Here is a 21775-nt window from a genome sequence, read left to right on the forward strand (position 1 = left end):
AGCCCCGCATCCAGTGCCACAACCGGTGCGCCACGGCGACGGCGAACCACCGGCCGGGAGCCGGCCCTTGAACAGCGCCACGGACCCCCGGTCGGAGCAGGTGGCCCGAGCACGGCACGAGGCTGCGATCGCCCGCGGACCCCACGGAGCACGACCGCGGCAGGCACGACAGCGCCACAGCGAACGGGAGAGCAACAGCGCCACGGCGAACGGGAGGGCGGGGCAACAGCGCCACGGTGAACGGGAGGGCGGTGCAGCGGCACGGCGGTGAACGGGAGGGCGGCACGGCGGTGCGGCGGTGCGGCGGTGAACTTCGGGCCGAGGGGTGGGTGGTTGGCGAGTGCCCCGGCCCGCCCGGCCGGGACCGGGTGGCACGCGTCGGGGCGTGGGCCGGGCACGGGCCCGGGCAGCGGCCCGTGGCGGTGCGGTGGCGCACGGCCGAGAAGGGGGCAGACAGCGGGTCAGTGGGCGGCGGGCTCCGGCGCGGCGTCGCGGCGGCGGAGGGCCTCCTCGTAGGCGCGCAGCCCGCGGCCGGGAGAGAAGTCCAGGCGTACCAGCACCCCGGGCACGGCGATCGCCGTCATCAGGAACCGGTACAGATCCGCGACCCGCTCGGTCATGTCCTGCCGGCCGGTCATGATGTTCGACAGCACCTGCACCCCGGTGAACGCGCCCACGAACGTCTTGGACGCCCCCACCAGATCCACGTGCGGCAGGATCTCCCCCGCCGCCTGCGCCTGCTCGAACAGCACCTGCGTCTGCTCCGTCCACGCCTGCATCGGCACCCGCCGGTCCAGCCCGTCACGCAGCGCACCCTGCTCCACCGTCAGCCGCACACTGCCCCGCACGATCGGGTCCCCGGTGTCCCGGCGCAGCAGATGCGCCAGCAGCAACGCCCGGTCCACCGCCGTCTGCAGCATCAGCTCGCCCTCCGGCAGATCCGGCAGCGCATGCACCTGCTCCGCCAGCACCCCCTGCGCCAGCTCCTCCTTGGAGGCGAAATGAAAATACAGCGCCCCCTTCGTCAGACCCGACCGCTTGAGGATCTCGGAAATGGTCGCCGCCTCGTAACCGACCTCGTCGAACACCTCGGCCGCCGCCACCAAAATCGCCCGCCGCGTCCTCACGGCCCGCTCCTGCCGCGCCATCACCACCACCTCCGACATCCCCGCACCCACGAAAAGAAACCGGCGGGTTCGTATCTTAGCAGCCCAGCGGCCTGCGGACAGCCTGCGAGCACACTCCGGCCCCGTCACCGCACCCCGACCCGTAAACAACAGGTAACCAAACCACCATGCCGGTTTTGCTTGGCCGACCCAAAGGTCCCTTTCAAGCGGAATGATCGCGTCCGACCAGCAACGGAACCCGGCATATGCCGTCCCCGCAGCCTCCGACTGTGACGCACGTCACTGCGAAACCCGCGCAACGCCTTGAAAACAAAACCGGTGGGTACGTATCTTTGGGGCCCTGCGCTTCCCATACCACCGGACGACCCCTATCCCGCGGGAGAGGCCATGACCCTGCTGACCCAGCCCACCCCACCCACCCCGGCCACCGGGCAGAACACCACCCCACCCCCCGCCACCCCGGACGCCACCCCGGCCGGCACCCCCACCCACACCACCCCCCAGGCAGCCACCGGCGCCGGCACGGCCACAGGCACAGGCACGGTTGCGGGCATCATCACGGGCACGGCCACCCTCACCACGGCCACCGCAACAGCCCCGGGCACCCTCACCACGACCGCGGCCACCCTCACCACGGCCGCGGCAACGATCACCACGGGCGCGGGCGGCGCAGCAGGGTCGGACACGGCGCCCGGAACAGGGACCGGGACAGGGACCGGGACGGGGACAGGGACCGGGACGGGGACAGGGTCAGGGGCCGGTGCTGCGGCAGGGACCGGGACCGGGACGGGGACAGGCGCGGGGATAGGGACGGGGACGGCAGGCAGACCCGGCGCGGCCTCGCCCGTCACCGCTCCCGCCCCCACCACCCGCTTCCCCCCGCCGCCGCCCACCGCCGCCCGCCGCCCCGCCCACCGGCCCACCGGCGGCGACGACACCGACCAGGCCACCACCGACGCCGTCACCCGCGAACTGCGCCACCTGCTCTTCGACGGCGACGAACAGGACACCATCCACACCCCCTGGCGCACCCTCATCACCCACGACGCCTTCCTCACCCACGAGGACGACCTCACCCCCACCCAGCGCACCGCCCGCTCCTACCAACGCCTGCACCTGCTCAACGCCACCGCCGCCGGCGACCCCCTCGCCCTCGCCCGCGACCCCCGCCGCCTGGCCGCCCTCCACGAATGGACCGGCATCGCCGACAGCGCCCTGGGCACCCTCGCCGGCATCCACTACAACCTCTTCCTCGGCACCCTCCTCGACCACGACCACCCCGAACACCGCGACCTCACCCCCTACACCACCCTGCAACGCACCGGCACCTTCCTCGTCACCGAACTCGCCCACGGCAACGACGCCGCCCACCTCAAAACCACCGCCCACCACCACCCCGACACCGGCGAGTTCACCCTCCACACCCCCACCCCCGGCGCCGCCAAATTCATGCCCAACACCACCACCACCGGAGGCCCCAAAACCGCCCTCGTCGCCGCCCGCCTCATCACCCACGACGGCACCGACCGCGGCATCCACCTCTTCCTCACCCCCCTCCACGACGAAAACGGCCCCCACCCCGGCATCCACATCACCCCCCTGCCACCCCGCCACCTCCCCCACCCCGGCGACCAACCCATCACCACCCACACCCACCGCCGACCCCCCCCCCCCCCCCCCCCCCCCCCCACACCCCCCCACCCCCCCCCCGCCCCCCCCCCCCCCACCCCCCACCACCCCCCCACCACCCGCGTCACCTCGGCAAACTCTGCATGAGCGCCGCCGCCACCGGCACCGCCCGCGCCGCCCTCACCATCGCCGTCCACTACGCCAACCACCGCCACACCACCCACCACAACACCCCCCCCCCTCACCACCCACCGCGCCCACCACCCCCCCCTCATCGACCACCTCGCCACCACCTACGCCCTCACCCTCCTCCACCGCCACACCCTCAACCACCACACCCACCACCACCACAACGGCACCCCCCACCCCCCCCCCCCCCCCCACCCCTGCTACCCCACCGACCCACCCCCCCACCAAAGACCAGACCCACCACCTCACCGCCCTCACCAAAGCCTTCACCACCCACCACGCCACCACCATCACCACCACCTGCGAACGCTGCGGCGCCTGGGCCCCCTCCACCCCCACAACCCCCTCGCCCACTACACCCAACACCACCTCGAAGGCACCATCACCGCCGAAGGCGACAACCTCCTCATCACCCCTCAAAGCCGCCACCCACCTCCTCCTCAACCCCCCACCCCCCCCCCCACCACCCCCACACCCCCCCAACCCCCCCTCACCAACCTCCCCCACCTCAAAAACCTCCTCCAACACGCCCAACACATCTGGCACACCCGCACCAAACAAGCCCTCCACACCCCCCACCACCCCCCACACCCCCCACACCCGCTGGAACAACGCCACCCAACCCGCCCTCACCATGACCCACCTCCACACCACCCTCCACACCACCAACGCCCTCCTCACCACCCTCAACCACACCACCCACCCCACCACCCACACCCACCTCAAAAACCTCACCAACCTCTACCTCCTCAACCAACTCACCCCCCACACCGCCGACCTCATCACCCACCACCACCTCACCCCCCACCACCACAACCAAATCCACACCACCATCAACCACCTCCACCACACCCTCCACCCCCACCTCACCACCCTCACCCACGCCCTCAACCACCCCCACCAACACACCCCCACCCCACCCCCCCACCCACTAAACGTCGACACACAATGAAGTTCGTTGTGGCGTATGGCAGTTGGGCATGGTGTCGGCAGGATCCGTCGAGTGTCTGCTGACCTGGTCTTCCAGGTGATCTCAAAGCGCTACGAAAGGGGCTCAATCATCCCGACCTCGAACAAGACCTTCAGCGAATGGGGACAGGTGTTCGGTGACGAGGTCCTGGCCACCGCCATCCTCGACCGCCTCCTGCACCCCTGCGACGTGATCTCCATCAACGGCCCCAGCTACGGCTCAAGAACCGGCTCGCTGCTATCGAGCCAGACCAGGACAACGCAGCCTGACAACGACGTGGTCGACAATGAGCGCATGGACGTCCCTGAGCTGCTCGAATCGGCTTCCCTGCTGGTTCCGGAAGAGACCGCCACCGAGAACGACATCACGGTGCGAGACATCTGGGACTACCTCGTCCACGACGAGTGGGAGATCGCCCTGGGCCTGCTGGAGGAGCTCGGGGACGGCCATCCGCTTCCTCTCGCATTCTGGGAAAAACTCGCCGACGCGGCTGAACAGCTCCGCCTTGAGCGGAGCTCGGCCTGGTGCCACTGGCGGTGCTCCGAGATCCGCAACGGCGTGATCCGGGCGGACCTGACGCTCCGCCCTGCCACCGAGGCGCGACGCACGACGCCAATCGCTGGCCACGGTGTTCTGCGGCCCATGTGGGACATCGGACACCTCTCACCCGCTGGTGAACGGGCGGTCAACATCGCCCGGCTCTGGGTCGAGGACATGCCTTCTCTGGAGCCCGGCGGGCGAGCCACGGTTCGCCTCGTGCCCCTCACCCCCTCGCAGTGGAAGCACGTTCAGCCCGGCCAGCTGATCACCATGCACGAGGACCGATCCGTGGCCGGCACCGCAGTCATCCTGGAGGTTCACCGCCCTGCCACCGCCATGCCCGCGGGATGACGTCGACTGATCGCAGGGCCCTTACTGGTGCACATACCTCTGCACTTGGTGGAGCACTCATAGAAGTACGCCGACAACGATCAGTAAGGACTTGTCCGGCCGATCATGGTTGTGGGCTGTCGCGCATGATGCCCGGGCGAGCATCATCGTGAAGTTCTCCGTGGCGCCGGACGACACGTCGGCGGGTCCAGCCCTCCGGACCGGGCCGGGACGAACATTCGAGTCGCTCTCCTTCGGAAACCTCGATCCCGAAGAGGCTGTGGTCGAACGGGAATGCCTCGTGGCGCGCGACAACATCACGAGTTGCCACAGCACCGCCCCGAAAGCGACAACGCTCACCAGAAGGGCACCGAACGAGGCGACCAGGACCAGCGCTCATACAACGTCACGACCGCACACCCTACCCAACCCGCTGATATCGCACACCGGTTCCTGGCCTTCGGCCGCGCAAAGCAGCATCCATCAAGAGGCCACGGGGCCACCCGCGCCAGGAAACCTCCCCGGCCCGGATCGGCCACGGCAGATCGCGACCCGGTCACCTGACTGATCGTTTCAGAACGACAAACCCGCCGCGTCCCGGAGGCTTTGTCGTCCCGACACCCACCAGCAGCAGAGACGGCGGCTCCGCGCGCGACGAAGGTCCCCGAGCAAGGCCCGGCAGGCGTTTGGCAGATCAGGTCCTTAAGGGTGGTGCCGGTGAGGTCGGAGTGCCGGCGCGGAGTCGGGTCCGATCGCCTGCCGAGCGCCAGCTTTCGAAATCGGTGAGGGCCTGCGCGAGGTATCTTCCGGTCGGCGTGTCCCGACCTGCCGCCCACGGTTGACGAAGTGGGGCCGCCAAAGAGACCAGCGGGCACGTCGACTGGTGACTCAGCCCATGGCGCCGTCCGTCTGACACGCGTGCGCGGTGCCCGCCGGTGTCCGGCGGGCACACTGTCTCAGGCCGCGGCCGTAGGGTTCGCCGAATCGGTAGTGCGGCGGTATTCGGCGTTTATGCGCTGGGCTTCCTCGAGCTGGTCCTCGAGGATGATGATGCGGCAGGCGGCCTCGATGGGGGTGCCCTGGTCGACGAGTTCCCGGGCACGGGCCGCGATGCGCAGCTGGTAGCGGGAGTAGCGGCGGTGTCCGCCCGCGGAACGCAGCGGTGTGATCAGGCGGGCTTCGCCGATCGCGCGGAGGAAGTTCGGTGTGGTGCCGAGCATTTCGGCGGCCCGGCCCATCGTGTAGGCGGGGTAGTCGTCGTCATCGAGACGGCCGAACGAGTCGTCTGCTGTCATCGCACCTCTCTGCGTAACACGCTGGAGGGGCCCTGGTGCCGTACGGCACCAGGGCCCCGAAGGAACTGCTACACCATCTGCCGACCCTGGTACTGCGCCGGCCCTCTGTTTCCGCCGACCCGACCGAAATGCTGTCGGGGATGCGGGGATCGCGGATGCGTGACCGGAGACCACCTCACTATCGATGTCCTGCGGTACCCGGGGCTCAAGACTTCCGCCCGGGCGATCCTGATGGCGCCTGCCTCCTCCGTTCTTCCCTCGGCGATCAACTGCTTACCGAACGGGGTACTGCGTACTGCTGATGATGCGAACTGCTCAGCGGCCTGTGACAGCGCCACTTCGGCAGCCAGCCCCGTCGCCCGTCCTGCGTCTGCTCTGGCTCAGAACCCCACTGCCGAACTTCCCGGTGCGCGCGTCCGCAGCCGACGCCTTCACCGAGGTGCTGCTGACCGACTTCACTGCTGGGTACCGCGAACTGCATTGTGCGGTACTGCCACTGCGTCGACTGCGGCACTGCTCACGGCGGCCCCTGATCACTGCGGGCCACCCGGTCCAGTCGTCAGTCCGTCGCCGTTCTCCAACAACCCTGGCTCCGGAACTCCACCACCGCACCGTCCTGCGAACTGCAACTGCGGTACTGCTGCCCGGCAGTTCGTCTCTGCCAGGCCCTGCGGTCTCTCTGAGCTACGAGAGAAACCATAACCACACCACTACCCAATGTCTACCTTGGCCGACATAGATTTCCGCGTGTCCGGCAGTCAGGCAATCGACCTCGAACAGCGCAGCAGGCAGGGCGCCGACAGGTCATCGCGGGCCTTTCGCCGCAGGTTGCGGCGAATTTGGCGATCCAGAGAGCCAGGAGTACTGATGGACAGGACGAGCGTCAGCCTCGCACCCGCCGGCTCCGCGACATCCGTCACTGGCGCGTGCGGAAGTCGGGAAGATCAGCCTGAAGACGTCTTACGCCATCACCTCCGGTCGGCCGGCGCGGATGCCGGCGGGCCCGTCGCCCTGGTGGTCAGCACGAGTGCGGCCGCCAGCAGCACGACCGGCAGGAGGAGTGCTCCCGCCCTCGCCGTGACGAGGGCGAGCGCACCGAGCGCGGCCCCGACGGGAATCGCCGCGAGCAGGGCGGCCTTGTTCCAGTCCGTTCGGCGGCCCGCCAGCACGTCGGTCAGCAGGGCCGTCAGCAAGCCCGTCATGTACGTGGTGGACAACCCTGGTGGCCCGGCCCCACGGATCATCGCGCCCTGGCAGCCCATCGCCAGAGCGGCGGCCCCCAGCAGTACGATCCGGAGGGGTGCAGGGGGACCGGCGTCCGTCACGAGCCAGCCGGTCAGGACCGCGCACAGCAGTACCAGCTCAGCGAAGAGCAGTGTCCGCGGTCCCGACCCGCTACTGCCCCCACAACGCTCCCAGAAGCGTGCGCCGACCAGCACGCCGGCGACGTAACCGACAAGGGCGACCACGGAGTGTCCCGCCAGCTGCAGGTCGAACCGGCCAACCGCGATGCCGACCAGGGCGAGGTTCGCCGTCATCACACTGACGAAGACCCCGCCGAGGGCCATGAAGCTGATCGCGTTCAGAGCGCCGCTCACCAGCGTCAGGAGGATGAACACCGCCCGGTGTCCCGAGCCGTCCTGCCTTCCGGACCACAGCGCCGACACCTTCATCCCGGCACCTCCCTGGTCGCCGATCGCACCCTCAAGTGCAAGACGCTCCCGGCCTTGTCCTGTCCTGGCTCATCTCGACGGCCAGCGTACGGGCGTTGCGCCGGGAGTCGCGGCACGCCGCGTGTGCTGCCCGGAGGATTCGGCGGCGGTCATGACGTTCACATCGCTTCTGGTGGTACTCGTCTCTCGCCGGATCGGACAGCGTCCCCGGCTGACCGCGGCGACCGAGACCAAGACCTGGGACTGGGCGATGTCCGGTCGGTCATCTTCGGCGTGGTCAAGGTCAGCATGCTCCTGGAAGCTCTCACCGCACTGGTACTGACGTTGCGTTTCGGCCTGGGCCATGACGCGTCGTGGCCCCAGGCACTGTGGCTGGGTCGTCCGTGAAAGGACAAGGACGAGGACCTCCGCCCGGCCGGTGCATGACCAGGAACTGATCGCAAGCGGCCGCCTCGGGAGTTTCGGACCGTTCGGCGGGGCGACGACACCGTGCACGCGAACCTGTCGGTCGCCAACATGGTTTCCGCTCCGTGCCCGGATGATCCCAGCCACTCTCCACACATGCCTGTGACGCCGGGTGCCGCCCGCCTGACATCCCCCGGCTCAAGGACCGGAGTCGTGGTCCCTCACCTGATGGGTTCAGCCTCCTACGGCCTTCGCCCAGCCCTGGTCGACCGTCACCCTCGCCTTCTCCAGTTGCGCGTCCGTGGGGAACTGGGGCTCCCCCTCGACCGTCGGCAGTTTTGCCGCGGCTTCCTCGTCGAGGGTGCCGTCCTCGCGCATGGTCTCCATCAGTACCGGGCGGGCGTAGCCCTTGAGCCGGAGGTTCTGGCCTGTCGGGCTGAAGAGATACTCCTGCCACAAGCGGGCCGCCGCCGGGTGGGGGGCGTTCTTGTTGACGGCCAGGGCGTAGTACTGGGCGAAGCTGCCGTCGAAGGGGATCGCGACCCGCCAGTCCAGGCCCTTGCCGCGGAACCGGTCTGCGTAGTCGAGGTTGACGTAGTCCCAGTCGATACTGAGGGGGGTCCTGCCGGCCTCCACCGCGGCCGAGGTCGACTCGACGGGGTTGAAGTTGCCTCGGTCGTTCAGCTCGGCGAAGAAGTCGAGGCCGGGGCCGATGTCGTCGAACGATCCCTCGTTCGCGAGGGCGGCCGCGTAGACGCCGGCGAAGGCGGTGTTGGAACGGGTGGGGTCGCCGTCGAGCGAGACCTGCCCCTTGTACCGGTGGTCCAGCAGATCGGCGAAGGTCCGGGGGCAGGGCATGACGCGGTTGGCGTCGCAGCCGATGGAGATGTAGCCGCCGTAGTTGTTGTACCAGCGGGCCTCGCCGTCCTTCTGGCTGTCCGGGATCGAGTCGTACTCCGCGACCCTGTACGGCGCGAGCAGGTTCTCCCGGGCCGCTGCCCGGGCGAACGTGTCGCCCACATCGATGACGTCGGGGGCGTCGGCGCTCTTCCCGCTCTTCTTGATGGCGTCGATCTCGTCCTGACTGGATCCCTGGGGATCGTTGACGGTGACCTCGATCCCGTACTTCTTCTCGAAGCCGTCGATCAGACCACCGTAGTTGGCCCAGTCTCGCGGAAGCGCGATCGCGTTGAGTGCGCCCTCGTCCTTCGCTGCGGCGATCAGCCTGCTCATGCCCCCCGCCTCCTCCGCCGAGGTGGCCACCGACGGCTTCACGGGCGTGGCCTTCGGCGTCTCGGTGCATGCGCTGAGGACCAGGAGGGTGAGGCAGCCTGCGGCGGCCGCTGTTCGGACACGAGGTGCAGTCACGATGGCTCCAGGACGCAGGGGGTCGGGAAGGCGCGGAGGCGGGCACGAGCGGTTGTCACCCGCGCAGGTCCGACTTTCGCCGGATACGACGCGTCCTCGGGGTGACGAGCAGTGGCGCTGTGCGGTCTTGCGACGAGATGTGGCGGGTGGCATCCGCAGAAGGGCGCCACGGTCGAGGCATGTACCCGAGCCGTCCGTCCAGCAAGGCGCGATGCTCCGGGGGCGCCATCCGGGTCGGCGCGGCCTCCGGCCGCCGCGCCGATCGTTCCGGCCGGTGGAACGGCGGCGGGCCACAAGCCACGGCCCGGCCCGGGGGGCGTGGATGGCGAGCGTTCGTACGGCCACTTCGCGATGCCCCTCACCGTGCCCCGCCGTTCTGCTCCCCGCCTTCGCCGGAAAGCCGCTCCTCCTCGTCGAGCAGGATCTCGACGAGTCCCTCCACAGAGGGGCCGGTGCCGCCGTGGAGGGACAGTTCGGCCCAGATGACCTTTCCGGTGGATGTGTAGCGGGTGCCCCAGCGCTCGGCGAACCGGGCCACCAGGAAGAGCCCGCGGCCGCCCTCGTCGGTGGCCTTGGCCCGCTGCAGTCGTGGTGAGGTACTGCTGCCGTCGGAGACCTCGCAGATCAGGGCTCGGTCACGGAGGAGACGGACGGTGATGGGCTCGGTGCCGTAGCGGATCGCATTGGTGATCAGCTCGCTGAGGACGAGTTCGGCGGCGAAGTCGATCTGCTCGAGGCCCCATTCCTGGAGCCTGCCGACACAGGCAGCGCGGATCGGGGCGACCATCGCCGGGTCGCGGGGCACCTGCCACTCGGCCATCCGGGTGTCATCGAGCCGGTGCGTGCGGGCCACCAGCAGCGCGATGTCGTCCCGGGGCTGGTCCCGCATCATGGCGTCGACGACCGCGGCGCACGTGTCCTCCGGGGATCGGTCGGGTCCGGCCAGCGCGTCGCGCAGGGTCGCCATGCCGACGTCCAGGTCGCGGTCCCGGTCCTCGATCAGCCCGTCGGTGTAGAGCACCAGCCGGGAGCCCTCGGGCACGGTCAGCTCGGCGCTCTCGTCGGGCAGTCCGGCCCCGAGTCCCAGCGGCGGGGAGATCGGCAGCTCGGGGAAGTCCACGGTCCCGTCGGGGTGGACCACCGCCGGTCCGAGATGACCGGCGGTGGCGACCACCAGTTGCCCCGAGGCGGGATCGTAGACGGCATACAGGCAGGTCGCGCCCGTGATCCCCTGATCCTCCCCGTCGGCGGCGGCCTCGTCGCTGTCGATCTGGGCCACCAGTTCGTCGACGCGGCCGAGCAGTTCCTCCGGCGGGATGTCCAGGACGGAGAAGTTGTGCACGGCGGTGCGCAGTCGGCCCATGGTGGCCGCCGCGTGCAGGCCGTGACCCACGACGTCGCCGACGACCAGCGCGACCCGGGCACCCGACAGCGGAATGACGTCGAACCAGTCCCCGCCCACCCCCGCCCGGGCGGGCAGATAGCGGTAGGCCACCTCCAGGGCCGTCTGCTCGGGCACCCGGCGGGGCAGCAGGCTGCGTTGCAGCGTGACGGCCATGGCGTGCTCGCGGGTGTAGCGGCGGGCGTTGTCGATGCACACCGCCGCCCGGGCGGCCAACTCCTCGGCGAAGGACACGTCCTCCTCCTCGAACGGCAAGGAGGTGTTCGCCCGCCAGTAGTGGGCCGTTCCGAGCACCACCCCCCGGGCGCGCAGCGGGACAAGGATCAGGGAGTGAATGCCGTGGTCCAGGATCCGGCGGGCGCGGTCGGGGTCCTGGGCCCGCCAGCCCTCGGAGGCGCTCAGGTCCTCCACCAGGACCGTTCGGCCGTCGACCGTGTCCGCGGCCATGGGGTGGGCGGGGACGAATCGGATCAGCTTGCCGGCCGGGGAGAGCAGGTGGTCCCCTTCCAGGCCGACGACGGCGGTGCGGCGCATCTCGGTGCTGACGCCGGAGGGCTCCTCACCGCGCAGGACCGGGTCCAGGAGCTCGACGGTGACGACGTCGGCGAAGCGGGGGACCGCGAACTCCGCGAGTTCCTCAGCCGTGCGCGTGACATCCAGGGTGGTCCCGATCCGCACGCCGGCGTCATAGAGCAGTTCCAGCCGTTGGCGCGCGGTCGCGGCCCTGCCGGAAAGAGCCTGCAGTTCGGTGGTGTCCCGCAGCGTCACCACCCTGCTCGCCGGGCCCTCGGGAGCGGTGAACCGCTTGTTGACGGCCAAGAGCCGGTCAGCCGCCAGATGCACCTCGTCGGTGGCCGAGCGATCGGAGGTCAGCAGCCCGGCGAGGTCGGTGTTCAGCCCCAGCTCGCTCACGTGGCGACGTTCCGCATCCTCCGGCAGGTCCAGCAATCGGCGGGCCTCGTCGTTGGCCAACAGCAGCCGGTCGTCACCTCCCACGATCAGCACTCCTTCCCGTACGGCGTGGAGGACCGCATCGTGGTGCTCGTACATCCGCGTCATCTCGGTCGGGCCCAGGCCGTGGGTCTGCTTCTGGAGGCGACGGCTCACCAGTGCCGACCCGCCCGCGGCGAAGGCCAGTGACCCGGCCGCGAGCCCGAACAGGATCGGCAGTTGTCGGTTCACCCGGTCCTGCACGTTCCCGACCGTGACGACGGCGGAGACGATGGCGACGACCGAGTTGCCGGTGTCCTTGACGGGGACGGCCGAGATCACGGAGAGTCCCAGGGCGCCCTGGAAGGTCCTGGTGAACGACTTTCCTGCCGCCGCTTCCGCGTAGGGGCCGATGACGTGCTTTCCGATCTGCTTCGGGTCGCTGTGGGTGAGGGTGATCCCGTCCGGCCGGTAGACGATGACGGCGTCGACACCGGCGGCCCTGCGAACCGCCTCGGCGCTCGGCTGCAGCATCGCTGTGGGGTCGGGACTCTCCAATGCCGGGAGGATCCCTGGTGATCTCGCGAAGGTCTCGGCGGCGGTGAGCGTCCGGTTCCGGGCTTCCGCCATGCTGTCGCGGCGCGCTTGCAGTACAAGGGCTACCAGCGCGGCAGCGACTACCAGCACCACGACCGCCAGTTGCAGGAGAAACACCTGGCCGGCGAGGCTGCGCACGCTCAGCAGGGAACCCAGGTGCCGCAACAATCGCCCCGCGCTCCACCTGCCGGGCGCATGATCACTCCCGGCCGACTCGGGCGAGCGACGCCCGAGTCGCCCCAAGAAATTACACATGGACCATTTCTATCGTTTTACCAGGAACTCGCCCGGCTCCGCGCACAGGAAGCCCGCTTGCGCCGTCGGGTGCTGCGCATCCACATCAAGGGCGGTGCGCAGCACCCGGTGGGGGAGTGCCATCGCTGACAACAGCGGCGGCCCCACAATCGGGTTCGCAAACACGTCCGGCGCCGGCTGAGAAGTCATCCGCTCGCCCCGTCAGCGCAGGCCTGTGTCGCATCTGAGCGTCACGTCCGCGTACATGCCGGAACGGACGGTGACGTCGATCGGCTTGCAGTATTCCGTTCCCGGCACTTCCGCTGTCACGGTGTACTCGTCGGGGCGCAGAGAGACCCGGAACCGGCCGTCCCGCCCGGCGCGCGCCGTCGCGGCAAGGTCATCCGTGGAGCGGTCGCGTACGTGCACGGTCGCGTCGGTCGGTTCCCCGCGGCAGCCGACCTCGCGCTGCTCCGGGGCTCCCTCGACGGGACACACCGGCCACAGGACGACCACACCCGCCAGTCCCGAACCGGCGCCGCTCGGCGAGGTGTCGGGGCCTTGGTGCGGCAAGTCCTCGCACGAGGTGAGTGCCGCCAGCGCGATCAACGATGCGCCGGCGGGCGCGGTCAGGACACGGGAACGCACCGTGCTCCTCCTTGAGCCGAACCGTCTCCGCGGACAGCTGGCAAGCCGTTGTGCACCTCCACTGTAGGAGGGCCTGCGCCAGGCACCATGCCTGATGGGGCAGAGACAAGGGCGGAGGGGCGATGCAGCGCCCCTCCGCCTCGACAGTGGTCCGTTCTGGCTTCGCCTAGCAGTAACCGAGACGTCCGATCCTCGAACCCCACATGGACGTGCTCACGTGCCGCTCATTCACGAGCCAGGCACGCTGGCCGACCGCACAGCCACTGACGGCCACGGGGTCGATGGTGACCGCCGAATAGTCACCCCAGCGCTCGACGGTCGCCGACGACGGGTTGTAGGGGCCGGTCGCCAGCGCGAAGGTCACACCTCCCGTGACGGTCGTGGAATCGGTCGCGAACCGTCCGCTGCCCTTGACCGCGGCGTGGTGGAGGCCCGAGCCGACCGCGTCGGTCGACGACCAGGTGAAGAACATACGTCCGATGGGGTTGGCCGCGGTGCCGCCGACCGGAGAGCCGACCACGGCAGGGTTGAAGTCGTCCGAGTCACCGGATTCGAAGACGAACCCGGACGCGGTCAGGGCGTTGGTGCCGGTGTTGATCTGGTACCACTTCGGCGTCGGGCGCGAACCGGCCGCGATGGTGTGGACGTTGAGGAGCTGGTTGCCGATCTGGGTGCTGGCGTTCTGGAAACGGGTGTCCGACGAGTCCAGCCGGTCGGGGAATCCCGGCTGGCGCGCGTCCGGAGGTACGGCGAACGCCGGCACCGGCACGTTCACCGCCGCGGCGATGCTCGCGTTGCTCCGGCCAAGGCCCGTGGCCCGGAAGAGCCTCAGGGCCCCGGAGGAGCTGCCCGTCAGGAGGAAGGCGTTGGCGTTGTTGTCCTCCACGATGGGTGGCGCCACAGAACCCACCGCCCCGAGGTTGAAGTACTGGAACGTGGTGGCGCGCCCGTTGTAGATGTCCGCCTTCGCGAGGCCCAGCACACGCGTGCGGAGGTAGCCGGTGAGCGACGCGTTGAAGACGTTGCCCGTGACGATCACGGCGTCCTGGTCCAGGCCCAGCTGCGGGAAGTCGAAGAAGTCAGTGCCCTCCGGGAGGTCGAACCTGTAGCGGAAGTACGAGCCGGTCGGGTCGGACGTCGTGGACACGGCGACGAAGAAGTTCTGGACCGAGGGGTTGGCCGGCTCGGGGAGCGCCTCCGCGACGATGACCCATCGGTTCCACTTCTTGTCGTACACGACCCGTGGATCGAAGATCAACGTCGTCGTGTAGCCGAAGAAGCTGGCGAACGACACGTTCAGCACGTTGGCGCCGTTGGCCTTGTTGAAGACGCCGATGCCCGCACCGTTGGTGACCTCCACGAAGTGGTTCAGGCCGACGGCGCCGTGCGTGTCCGGCGGGCGGACGCCGGTGCTGCCCTGGTTCAAGCCCTCGAAGCCGACCTGGCCCGCGGGAGGCGCCAGAGGAGCGGAAGACCGTGGGCCACCGACGCTCGGGCGCTTCTGCGGAGGAAGCTCTCGCGCCGCGGCACGCTGCTCTTCCGTGTCGGTGGGGAGCGGCGCAGGGGGCTGACGTCGGTCCTCGGACTCGAGGTTTCCCCTCGGCGTCACGGCCTTCGCCGGGGGCAGCCGGATGTGGTCGGTCGCCACCACGGCGTCCCCGTGGTCCCGTGCCATGGCGCTCGGAGACGTCTCGGGCATGCCGAAGCACAGCGTGAGTGCTGCCAGCACAAGTGGCAGGACTCGACGAACGCTTCGTCTGGTCGTCAAAATGACCCCTCTTTACTGATGCACAGCCGCCAGGCCGTTGTCGGAACCCCCGGGCCATCATGGAGAGGGCGTGAAGTCGGTCGACGTACTGAAAGGGCGGGACACGCCGAACATCACCTGCTTGCCGCACCCAACGGGAGCGACCTCCTCAATACGCCGGCTCCGCCGCTCTGGCCGACCTACGAGAACGTGCCCGCCCACCTGGAGCGGCTGAAGACGAGCGGCGGTGCGCTCCCTGCGTACATCGGCAGTCATGGAAGGCACTTCACGCAACGCCCCGTTGCCGCGGATGATCGCCCGTTGATCAATATCTGGCCGGCCGCGGGCAGCCGAGAGGGCGTACTGCCAGACGGGGCATCTCCTGCCGGACGACCGGTCCCGCGGTCGAGAGGCGCGGTTGCGATCTTTCCCGGGTCATCTTTGGGTGGACGTACAGGCAGCTCCTGTGGGCCATCCGACCCCGCCCACCAGGACCACGGATCACGTCCACGGAGGTGTCATGCAGGAGGCGCAGAGCGAGGCACTGCGCAGGCGAACGCACGCCTGGTGGTGGTTTCTGGCGGCCGGCGCCGCGGTGATCATCATCTATGTCGTGGTCACCGCCCCCGTACGGCACCTGTTCTCCCCGATGCTGGCTGCCTGCGCCACCGTCGCGATCCTGGTCGGTGTCCGGTGGCACCGGCCGCGCCCGAGCCGGTCCTGGTATCTGTTCGCTGCCGGCATGGGGCTGTTCACGGTGGCGGACGCCATCTTCGGCGCCTTCCAGGTCGCCGGAACGCCGGTGCCGTTCCCCTCACCGGCCGACGTGCTGTATCTGGCGGCCTATCCGTGCTTCGCCGCCGGCCTGGTCAGCCTGATGGCGGTATGGGGCAGCGGCGGGCGCTGGGGAGCCGTGCTCGATGCGGGGATCATCACCCTTGGGATGTCCACCCTGGCATGGGCGTTCATCGTCATGCCCTACCTGCGCGGTCATCTGTCGGCGCTGCCTCTGACAGTTTCCCTGGCCTACCCGTTGGCCGATCTGCTACTGCTGGGCATGGCCGCCAAGCTGGTACTCGTCTCGGGAGTCCGCCTGCCGGCCCTCGCGCTGTTCACGCTGTGGGTCGGTGCCACGCTGGCCGCAGACGCCCTGTACTACTCCACGCTGGCCGCGACCGGCGCCCCGATCGCCGCCGACGTCTCCTATGCCCTGTGGATGGCCTCCTATTCGCTGCTCGGCGCGGGCGCCCTGCACCCGTCCATGGCCAGGACCACCCAGCTGGTGCCGCGCAATCGGGAGCGGCTGTCCCGCGTACGTATGAGCGTCCTCACCCTGCCCGCCCTCCTTGGTCCCCTCGTGCTGATCGCGGACGTCGGCGGTGTGCGCGGGCAGGCCACGCACGCCATGGCCATCGCGAGCATTGTGGCCGCTCTGACCGTGTTGCTGGTCGTGCGCATCACGCTCCTGGCGCGGTTCGCCGAAGCCCAGGCCGACCAGGCGAGCGCCCGGGCCCGCATGGCCGAGGACGCCCTACGCCGGCAGACCTCGCTGCAGCAGCAGCTCACGCACCAGGCCTTCCACGACGCACTGACCGGTCTGGCCAATCGGCCGCTGTTCTTCGAGCGGCTGGACCACGCCCTCAGCCGCCCCGCGGCACCACGGAACAATGCCCTGCTGCTGATCGATCTCGACGGCTTCAAAGACATCAACGACAGCCTCGGCCACCCGGTCGGCGACGAGCTGCTCCTCACCGTCGGCCACCGGCTCCTGGGCGCAGCCCGCCGCAGCGACACTGTCGCCCGCATGGGCGGGGACGAGTTCGCCGTCCTCGCCGAAGACCTCAAAGAGACCCCCGCCGAGACGTACGCCCAGCGGTTCCTGGACCGCTTCAAGGAGCCGTTCGCACTTTCCGGCCATCGCAGCGTCTTCGTCACCGCCAGCATCGGCGTCGTCGCCATCACCGAACCGACCACGTTCCACGATGCACTGCGCAACGCCGACATCGCCCTGTACGTGGCCAAAGAACGCGGCCGCGACCGCGCGGAACTCTTCGAGCCCGCCATGAGCCTGGGACAGCAGGGCCGGGCCCGTATCGCCCAGGACCTTCGCTACGCGCTGCCCCGCAACGAACTCGCAGTGCACTACCAGCCGATCATCCACCTGCCCACCGGCCAGGTCACCGGCGTGGAGGCGCTGCTGCGCTGGGAGCGGGGCGGCCGATCCCCCACCCCGCCTGAGGTGTTCGTGCCCGTCGCTGAGGAGACAGGCCTGATTCGCCCCATCGGCGCCTGGGTGCTGCGCGAAGCCTGCCGCCACGGCAGGAACCTGCATGACACCGTCCCGAAAGCCGAGGCGCTGAGCGTGGCCGTCAACGTCTCAGGCCGGCAGCTCAAGGACCACCGGTTTCCCGACACCGTGCGGCAGGTTCTGCACGAGACCGGCTTCCCCGCGGCCTCCCTGGTTCTGGAGATCACCGAGAGCACCCTCGTAACCGACGCCGAGACCACATCCACCCACATTCGCGCACTGCGCGACCTCGGTGTGCGTATCTCCATCGACGACTTCGGCACCGGATACTCCTCCCTGGCCTACCTGCGCGACCTGCCGGCCGACATCGTCAAGATCGACCAGAGTTTCGTCCTGCGAGGCGGCAGCGATGTCGACAAGAGCCTCATCCAGGCCATCCTCCAGGTCGGACACGCTCTCGACCTGGACGTGATCGCAGAGGGCATCGAAACCCCCCACCAGGCACAGCGGCTGCACTCACTTGGCTGCCCCCACGGCCAGGGCTTCTACTACTCCCCGCCCCTGGCCCCCAAGGCTCTGGAGGCCTACCTCGCCACCCAGGCAATCCTCACGCCCTTCAGCTCACACCCATGACCACGGATACCGGTTCGTTTCCCGTGCACGACCTCTTGCCGAGTCATCCGTACGGAGACCCGCCTCTCGATCTGCTCTTCGGGAAGGCCCGCGTGCGCGCGCTCGAGGATGGCCGGACATAGCCCTCCGTCTGCAGCAGCCCCTGCACGTATTCGCTTTCGTCGTTCTCGAGGCGCTCCGCCACGGCCTCCAGGCCGAGGTATGCCGTTCCCGCTATGAGCTCAGTCCCCGGGGCCGTCCACGTAGGTCACTGGCGCGTACCAGTCGTCCAGGATCCTCTCGTCGACGAGTCTTACCGCCTCCGTCCCGAAGAGCGCCACAGCCATGGCCACCGTGCCTGGGTCGTAGGCCGTGAGGGCGGGCCGGATCGCCGGGTTCAGGTCCGCGAACCGACTCCGCGCCTGCTGGAGCACCATTTCGCCTTGGGCGGTGAGCGGGGGAAGCGTTCGCTGGAGGTGCAGGCTTCCCGGGTTCGATGCCACCGCGACCGTCACGGCGCCGACGAGCAGTGCCAGCACGGCGCGGATCCATGCGTGGTCGAAGATCAGCACCACTAGCACGGGAACCACTGCCGCAGCGGCTGCTGTGGACCACCACCCCCGCCGGCGCTGTTCGTCGGGCAAAGGTTGGGATGAACGGCGCAGGTAGCCTTCGCCGAACAACTGCCTTTCGACCGCGCTCAGGCAACGACCGCCGCTGGGCAGGTCCCACAGGTAGTGCCCTTCGGGCGCGTAGGCGTACGCGCTGATCCGCGGGGCAGCCGCGCGCCAGATTTCGCGCTCGAGGTCGTTGGCGTGTTCAGGCAACGGGTGCTGAGCGACCCAGCGTTGCGGGCCTGGCGGCCCATCGGAGGGTGCCCGGTGCAGCGCCCCGCTCGCCACCAGATCGGCCACGGCACCCTGCTTCGCCCGCGCCCTGGACGTGTCCGCCAGGAGACCGAGCTCCAGCGGCCCAAGTCGCTCCGCGGCAGCCGGTTCGACAACGGCGTTCTGGCGGTCCAGGGCCACGAACCGATCCAGCCGGGCCTGCTCAGCGGTGCTGTGTGCGATGCCGTCGAGGCACCAGGCCGTCACCGCGACCGCCAGGTAGCCCACGAGTACGAACCAGTCAACCATGCGGGTCAGTATCGGCCCGCGTCACCACTGCCGTAAGCCTTCCGGTGCAACCTTTTGAAGAGTCCTCAGCCAGGAGCTGGTGTCCTGCGCCTCCCCCACCTGCTCGCTTCTGCCGACGGATCCGCGGCGCAGGACATCTGGTCGTTGGTACGGGTGTGCCGATGACTGATGCGCTTGGGCGGGGATCGATCCGCTGCTCCCGGACCGGAGGCCGAAGCGGGGTGGACGGTGGCGGCGTCACCGCGAGGTGACCGACTCGATCGCCTGGAGCGCCGAGTAGATGCCATGACAGAAACCGTCGGTGCACCTCGTGCGCAGCATCATGAGCGGTATCCGCGGTCGCGGAGGCAATGACGAGGGACGGTGCGGAAATCACGCGGTGCCGTGCTTCGACGGTGGCGTCCACGGCTTCCAGGGCAACGGGGCTCCTCGACACGGCCCTTGGGCCACTCCTCGCCGGTCTCGTCCTCGCGGAGGTGGTTCTCCCAGAACGTCACGCGGCCCTGCGCCGTGGCCGACCTGCCGTACGGGCCCTGGGACTTCGTGTACGGCTTGCCCTTGGTTCCCACGCAGTCGATGACGGCCCGGTGGACGCCCCCGTTCGTGGCGTTGATGTAGCAGGCCGTCACACGCCGCCTTGCGTGAGGGCGCGTACCTTGATGTCCGGGCGGGCGCCCTCCGGCGGTGCATCGTCGGCGCGCATCCGGAACGGCCACATCCCCTCGGCGTCCGGCCCGTCGACACGCTCGTACCGGACGCTGCTGTGGTCCTGCCGCTGGGTGCCTCCCCACACGATCGGCAGCGGAACGGCCAGGGGCGGTCCCGCGATCCAGCCGCCGTCCGCCAGGTGGCCAAGAGGGTCGTCCGCCTTCGGGTACTCGTCGGCAGGGCCGTCCAGCAGCATCTCGACACCCCGGTAAGGACCGTCGACGAACCTGACCGGGTAGGACTTCCGTGGACCCTTCACAGCGGCGGCGTACACCTCGCGCTGCTCGCGGACCCAGTCGAAGACTTCCATGGCGGTCGGCGTCGGGCTGAACCCGAGGGCGGCCCGTAGCGCGGCAACGGTGGAGAGGAGTTCGGCGTACGCGGCGATCGGGAAGTCGTTCTTCCACCGGTCCCGCAGCAGGGAGCAAGCCGCCTTGTCGGCGACCTCGACGAGGTGGATGTCCAGGACATCGGGGGTGATGTGGACGCCGCCGCGCGCGAACGCGGCGAGGACGTCGGCGGGGGGTGCGGGCTGGACAGGTGTGGTGCTCATGGAAGGGCATCTCCTTGGCAGTTGGCGGCGAGGGCGCGCGGGCTCTCACGTCCTTTACGTCGAAGTCGCATTCCTGTTACGGTTCCGGCTTTTCCGCTGTTCAACAACGCGCCAAGTTCGACGATGACGAGGGATATCCGGGTGAGTCCCGTGGTGACCGGGAACCCACGACGGGGTTGGGCCCGAGCGGGTGCTCGTGGTCGTTGCCCGGCAGCAGGTGGCGCCCCGGGTCGGAGCATCCGCCTGCTCAAGCGCGCGATCAGGCGAGAGATCTTCCGCTGCCTCGCGACACCCGTCGCGGTGACCGATATCGCCGACCTCCGGCCCACACGTCGAGCCGCGAACATCACCCTCACCGTCGCCGAAGACTTCCGCGTCCGGCCGGCGGTGATCCTGCATAGAGCGCGGCATCCGCCGCGACGACGACCTCGCAGGCACCTACCCGGACCGGCTCCACGCCGCTTGAATCCGGCGCACTCGGCAATCTCCTCGCCTCTGGCGCGTGATGGGCCCATGGATGAAGGGAACATGATGGTCCGCATGGGGGGGGGCTTGCCGCATGCCTCCCAGCGCCACACGGCAGTTCGGTGCACACTCCCATCGGGGCCGCCGGCGTGCGTTGGCAGGACAGGAGGAACGTCAACCATCTCCTGACGAAAGCCGTCAAGGAAGTCCGACAATCAGGTCGGCGCACTTCACTGCAACCACATGAACACCGGCAATGGACAACCGATGCCGTCTGTTTCATGCCCAGTCAGGAAGTTCACGGAAAAGGCAGTACGGCAACCGAGGAGTCTCTATCTTTTCCAAGGGGCATCCGAAGCCTTCCGCGGCTTGGAACAGCAGCCAGCAGGCTGACGGCGCCTGCAGGATGCTGCTCATACTCTTGGGAGACGATCGCCCATGGATCCAGTCACTTTGGCGGCCGCTGCAGGGTCCGCGCTGGTGGCAGCGATGGCTACGGATACCTGGACACAGGCACGAGCAGCCATGGTGACCATGTGGCGCCGGGCCCGTCCGGATCGGGTTGCCGTAGTCGAAGAGGACCTGGACGAACTGCATCGAGAGGTGCTGGGGGCTCGCGAACGGAGAGACGGACCGACGCAGGATGCACTCGCCGCGGACTGGCAGCAACAGTTGGCCCGGCTGCTCCGTCAGAATCCCGAACTTACCGACGAACTCGAGAGGGTGCTGAACGATGTGCTGGCTCCCTCCTTGGGCCGAGAGGAGCGGGAACGCATCTACCAGCAGACCAACGTCGCCGGCGGCAACGGCCGTGTCTTCGGGGTGCTTCACGGAAACCTGATCTATCACGAGAGTCGGCCATCAACGGAAACTCGTCCCCCGTCCACCCGTCACCATGGCCGCGATTGAGCCCCTCCGCTACAAGGCAGGGAGTACGCGGTGAGAGCGGGTGCGGTGCTGTACGGAGGT

At 69.0% G+C, this 21775-nt stretch carries 17 protein-coding genes and 1 pseudogene; 6 read left to right on the forward strand and 12 right to left on the reverse strand.

Features of this window, described 5'->3' with window-relative positions:
* Positions 1-461: 461 nt before the first annotated feature.
* A complete protein-coding gene (locus tag MDN94_RS31625; RefSeq protein ID WP_482729826.1) occupies positions 462-1148 on the reverse strand; it encodes a ScbR family autoregulator-binding transcription factor in 687 nt (228 codons plus the stop codon).
* Positions 1149-1514: 366 nt separating this feature from the next.
* On the opposite strand from MDN94_RS31625, the gene MDN94_RS31630 reads away from it, so the two are divergent.
* Positions 1515-2903, forward strand: coding sequence for an acyl-CoA dehydrogenase family protein (locus MDN94_RS31630; protein WP_482729279.1), 1389 nt, complete (start codon positions 1515-1517; stop codon positions 2901-2903).
* 33 nt (positions 2904-2936) lie between these two features.
* Here the strand turns inward: MDN94_RS31630 and MDN94_RS31635 are convergent, their stop codons facing one another.
* Entirely contained in the window at positions 2937-3563 is a 627-nt protein-coding gene (locus MDN94_RS31635; protein ID WP_482729280.1) for a hypothetical protein, read from the reverse strand.
* Between the two features lie 16 nt (positions 3564-3579).
* Here MDN94_RS31635 and MDN94_RS31640 point away from each other — a divergent pair, with 16 nt between their 5' ends.
* The 3 genes and pseudogenes from MDN94_RS31640 to MDN94_RS31650 all read left to right on the forward strand — a co-directional run bounded on the left by MDN94_RS31640 (position 3580) and on the right by MDN94_RS31650 (position 4806).
* Positions 3580-3897, forward strand: a complete 318-nt coding sequence (locus MDN94_RS31640) for an acyl-CoA dehydrogenase (RefSeq protein WP_482729281.1) — start codon at positions 3580-3582, stop codon at positions 3895-3897.
* Between the two features lie 54 nt (positions 3898-3951).
* Positions 3952-4184: pseudogene (locus MDN94_RS31645) on the forward strand (ATP-binding protein); the annotation flags it as partial.
* Positions 4185-4209: 25 nt separating this feature from the next.
* Positions 4210-4806 (forward strand): hypothetical protein, encoded by a 597-nt coding sequence (locus tag MDN94_RS31650; protein ID WP_482728177.1) that lies wholly within the window; start codon positions 4210-4212, stop codon positions 4804-4806.
* A 935-nt stretch (positions 4807-5741) separates the two neighbouring features.
* On the opposite strand, the gene MDN94_RS31655 is transcribed toward MDN94_RS31650, so the two are convergent.
* From MDN94_RS31655 to MDN94_RS31685, 7 genes are all read right to left on the reverse strand, one after another.
* The gene (locus MDN94_RS31655; protein WP_482729282.1) at positions 5742-6080 is read right to left on the reverse strand and encodes a MerR family transcriptional regulator; all 339 of its coding nucleotides are present in this window, start codon (positions 6078-6080) and stop codon (positions 5742-5744) included.
* Positions 6081-7048: 968 nt separating this feature from the next.
* Entirely contained in the window at positions 7049-7753 is a 705-nt protein-coding gene (locus tag MDN94_RS31660; protein ID WP_482729283.1) for a YoaK family protein, read from the reverse strand.
* Between the two features lie 639 nt (positions 7754-8392).
* Complete coding sequence (locus tag MDN94_RS31665; RefSeq protein ID WP_482729284.1) at positions 8393-9526, reverse strand: ABC transporter substrate-binding protein; 1134 nt, start codon at positions 9524-9526, stop codon at positions 8393-8395.
* Positions 9527-9884: 358 nt separating this feature from the next.
* Entirely contained in the window at positions 9885-12710 is a 2826-nt protein-coding gene (locus MDN94_RS31670; protein ID WP_482729285.1) for a SpoIIE family protein phosphatase, read from the reverse strand.
* A gap of 9 nt (positions 12711-12719) precedes the next feature.
* Entirely contained in the window at positions 12720-12899 is a 180-nt protein-coding gene (locus MDN94_RS31675) for a hypothetical protein (RefSeq protein WP_482729286.1), read from the reverse strand.
* Between the two features lie 12 nt (positions 12900-12911).
* On the reverse strand, positions 12912-13337 hold the full coding sequence (locus MDN94_RS31680) for a carboxypeptidase-like regulatory domain-containing protein (RefSeq protein ID WP_482729287.1): 426 nt from the start codon (positions 13335-13337) through the stop codon (positions 12912-12914).
* Between the two features lie 166 nt (positions 13338-13503).
* On the reverse strand, positions 13504-15036 hold the full coding sequence (locus tag MDN94_RS31685; protein ID WP_482729288.1) for a hypothetical protein: 1533 nt from the start codon (positions 15034-15036) through the stop codon (positions 13504-13506).
* A gap of 568 nt (positions 15037-15604) precedes the next feature.
* Here MDN94_RS31685 and MDN94_RS31690 point away from each other — a divergent pair.
* Positions 15605-17965, forward strand: coding sequence for a putative bifunctional diguanylate cyclase/phosphodiesterase (locus MDN94_RS31690; protein WP_482729289.1), 2361 nt, complete (start codon positions 15605-15607; stop codon positions 17963-17965).
* Between the two features lie 221 nt (positions 17966-18186).
* Here the strand turns inward: MDN94_RS31690 and MDN94_RS31695 are convergent, their stop codons facing one another.
* From MDN94_RS31695 to MDN94_RS31705, 3 genes are all read right to left on the reverse strand, one after another.
* Positions 18187-19080 carry a DUF2207 domain-containing protein gene (locus tag MDN94_RS31695; protein WP_482729290.1) on the reverse strand — a complete coding sequence of 298 codons (894 nt, stop codon included), beginning with the start codon at positions 19078-19080 and terminating at the stop codon, positions 18187-18189.
* Between the two features lie 320 nt (positions 19081-19400).
* The gene (locus MDN94_RS31700) at positions 19401-19709 is read right to left on the reverse strand and encodes a hypothetical protein (RefSeq protein ID WP_482729291.1); all 309 of its coding nucleotides are present in this window, start codon (positions 19707-19709) and stop codon (positions 19401-19403) included.
* Positions 19706-20341: an RsbRD N-terminal domain-containing protein gene (locus MDN94_RS31705; RefSeq protein ID WP_482729292.1), complete on the reverse strand. Its 636-nt coding sequence runs from the start codon at positions 20339-20341 to the stop codon at positions 19706-19708. The genes MDN94_RS31700 and MDN94_RS31705 overlap by 4 nt, the downstream gene beginning before the upstream one ends.
* A 903-nt stretch (positions 20342-21244) precedes the next feature.
* Between MDN94_RS31705 and MDN94_RS31710 the strand changes: the two genes are divergently transcribed.
* The gene (locus tag MDN94_RS31710) at positions 21245-21715 is read left to right on the forward strand and encodes a hypothetical protein (RefSeq protein WP_482729293.1); all 471 of its coding nucleotides are present in this window, start codon (positions 21245-21247) and stop codon (positions 21713-21715) included.
* Positions 21716-21775 lie beyond the last annotated feature (60 nt).

Source organism: Streptomyces sp. WAC00040, assembly GCF_056835925.1.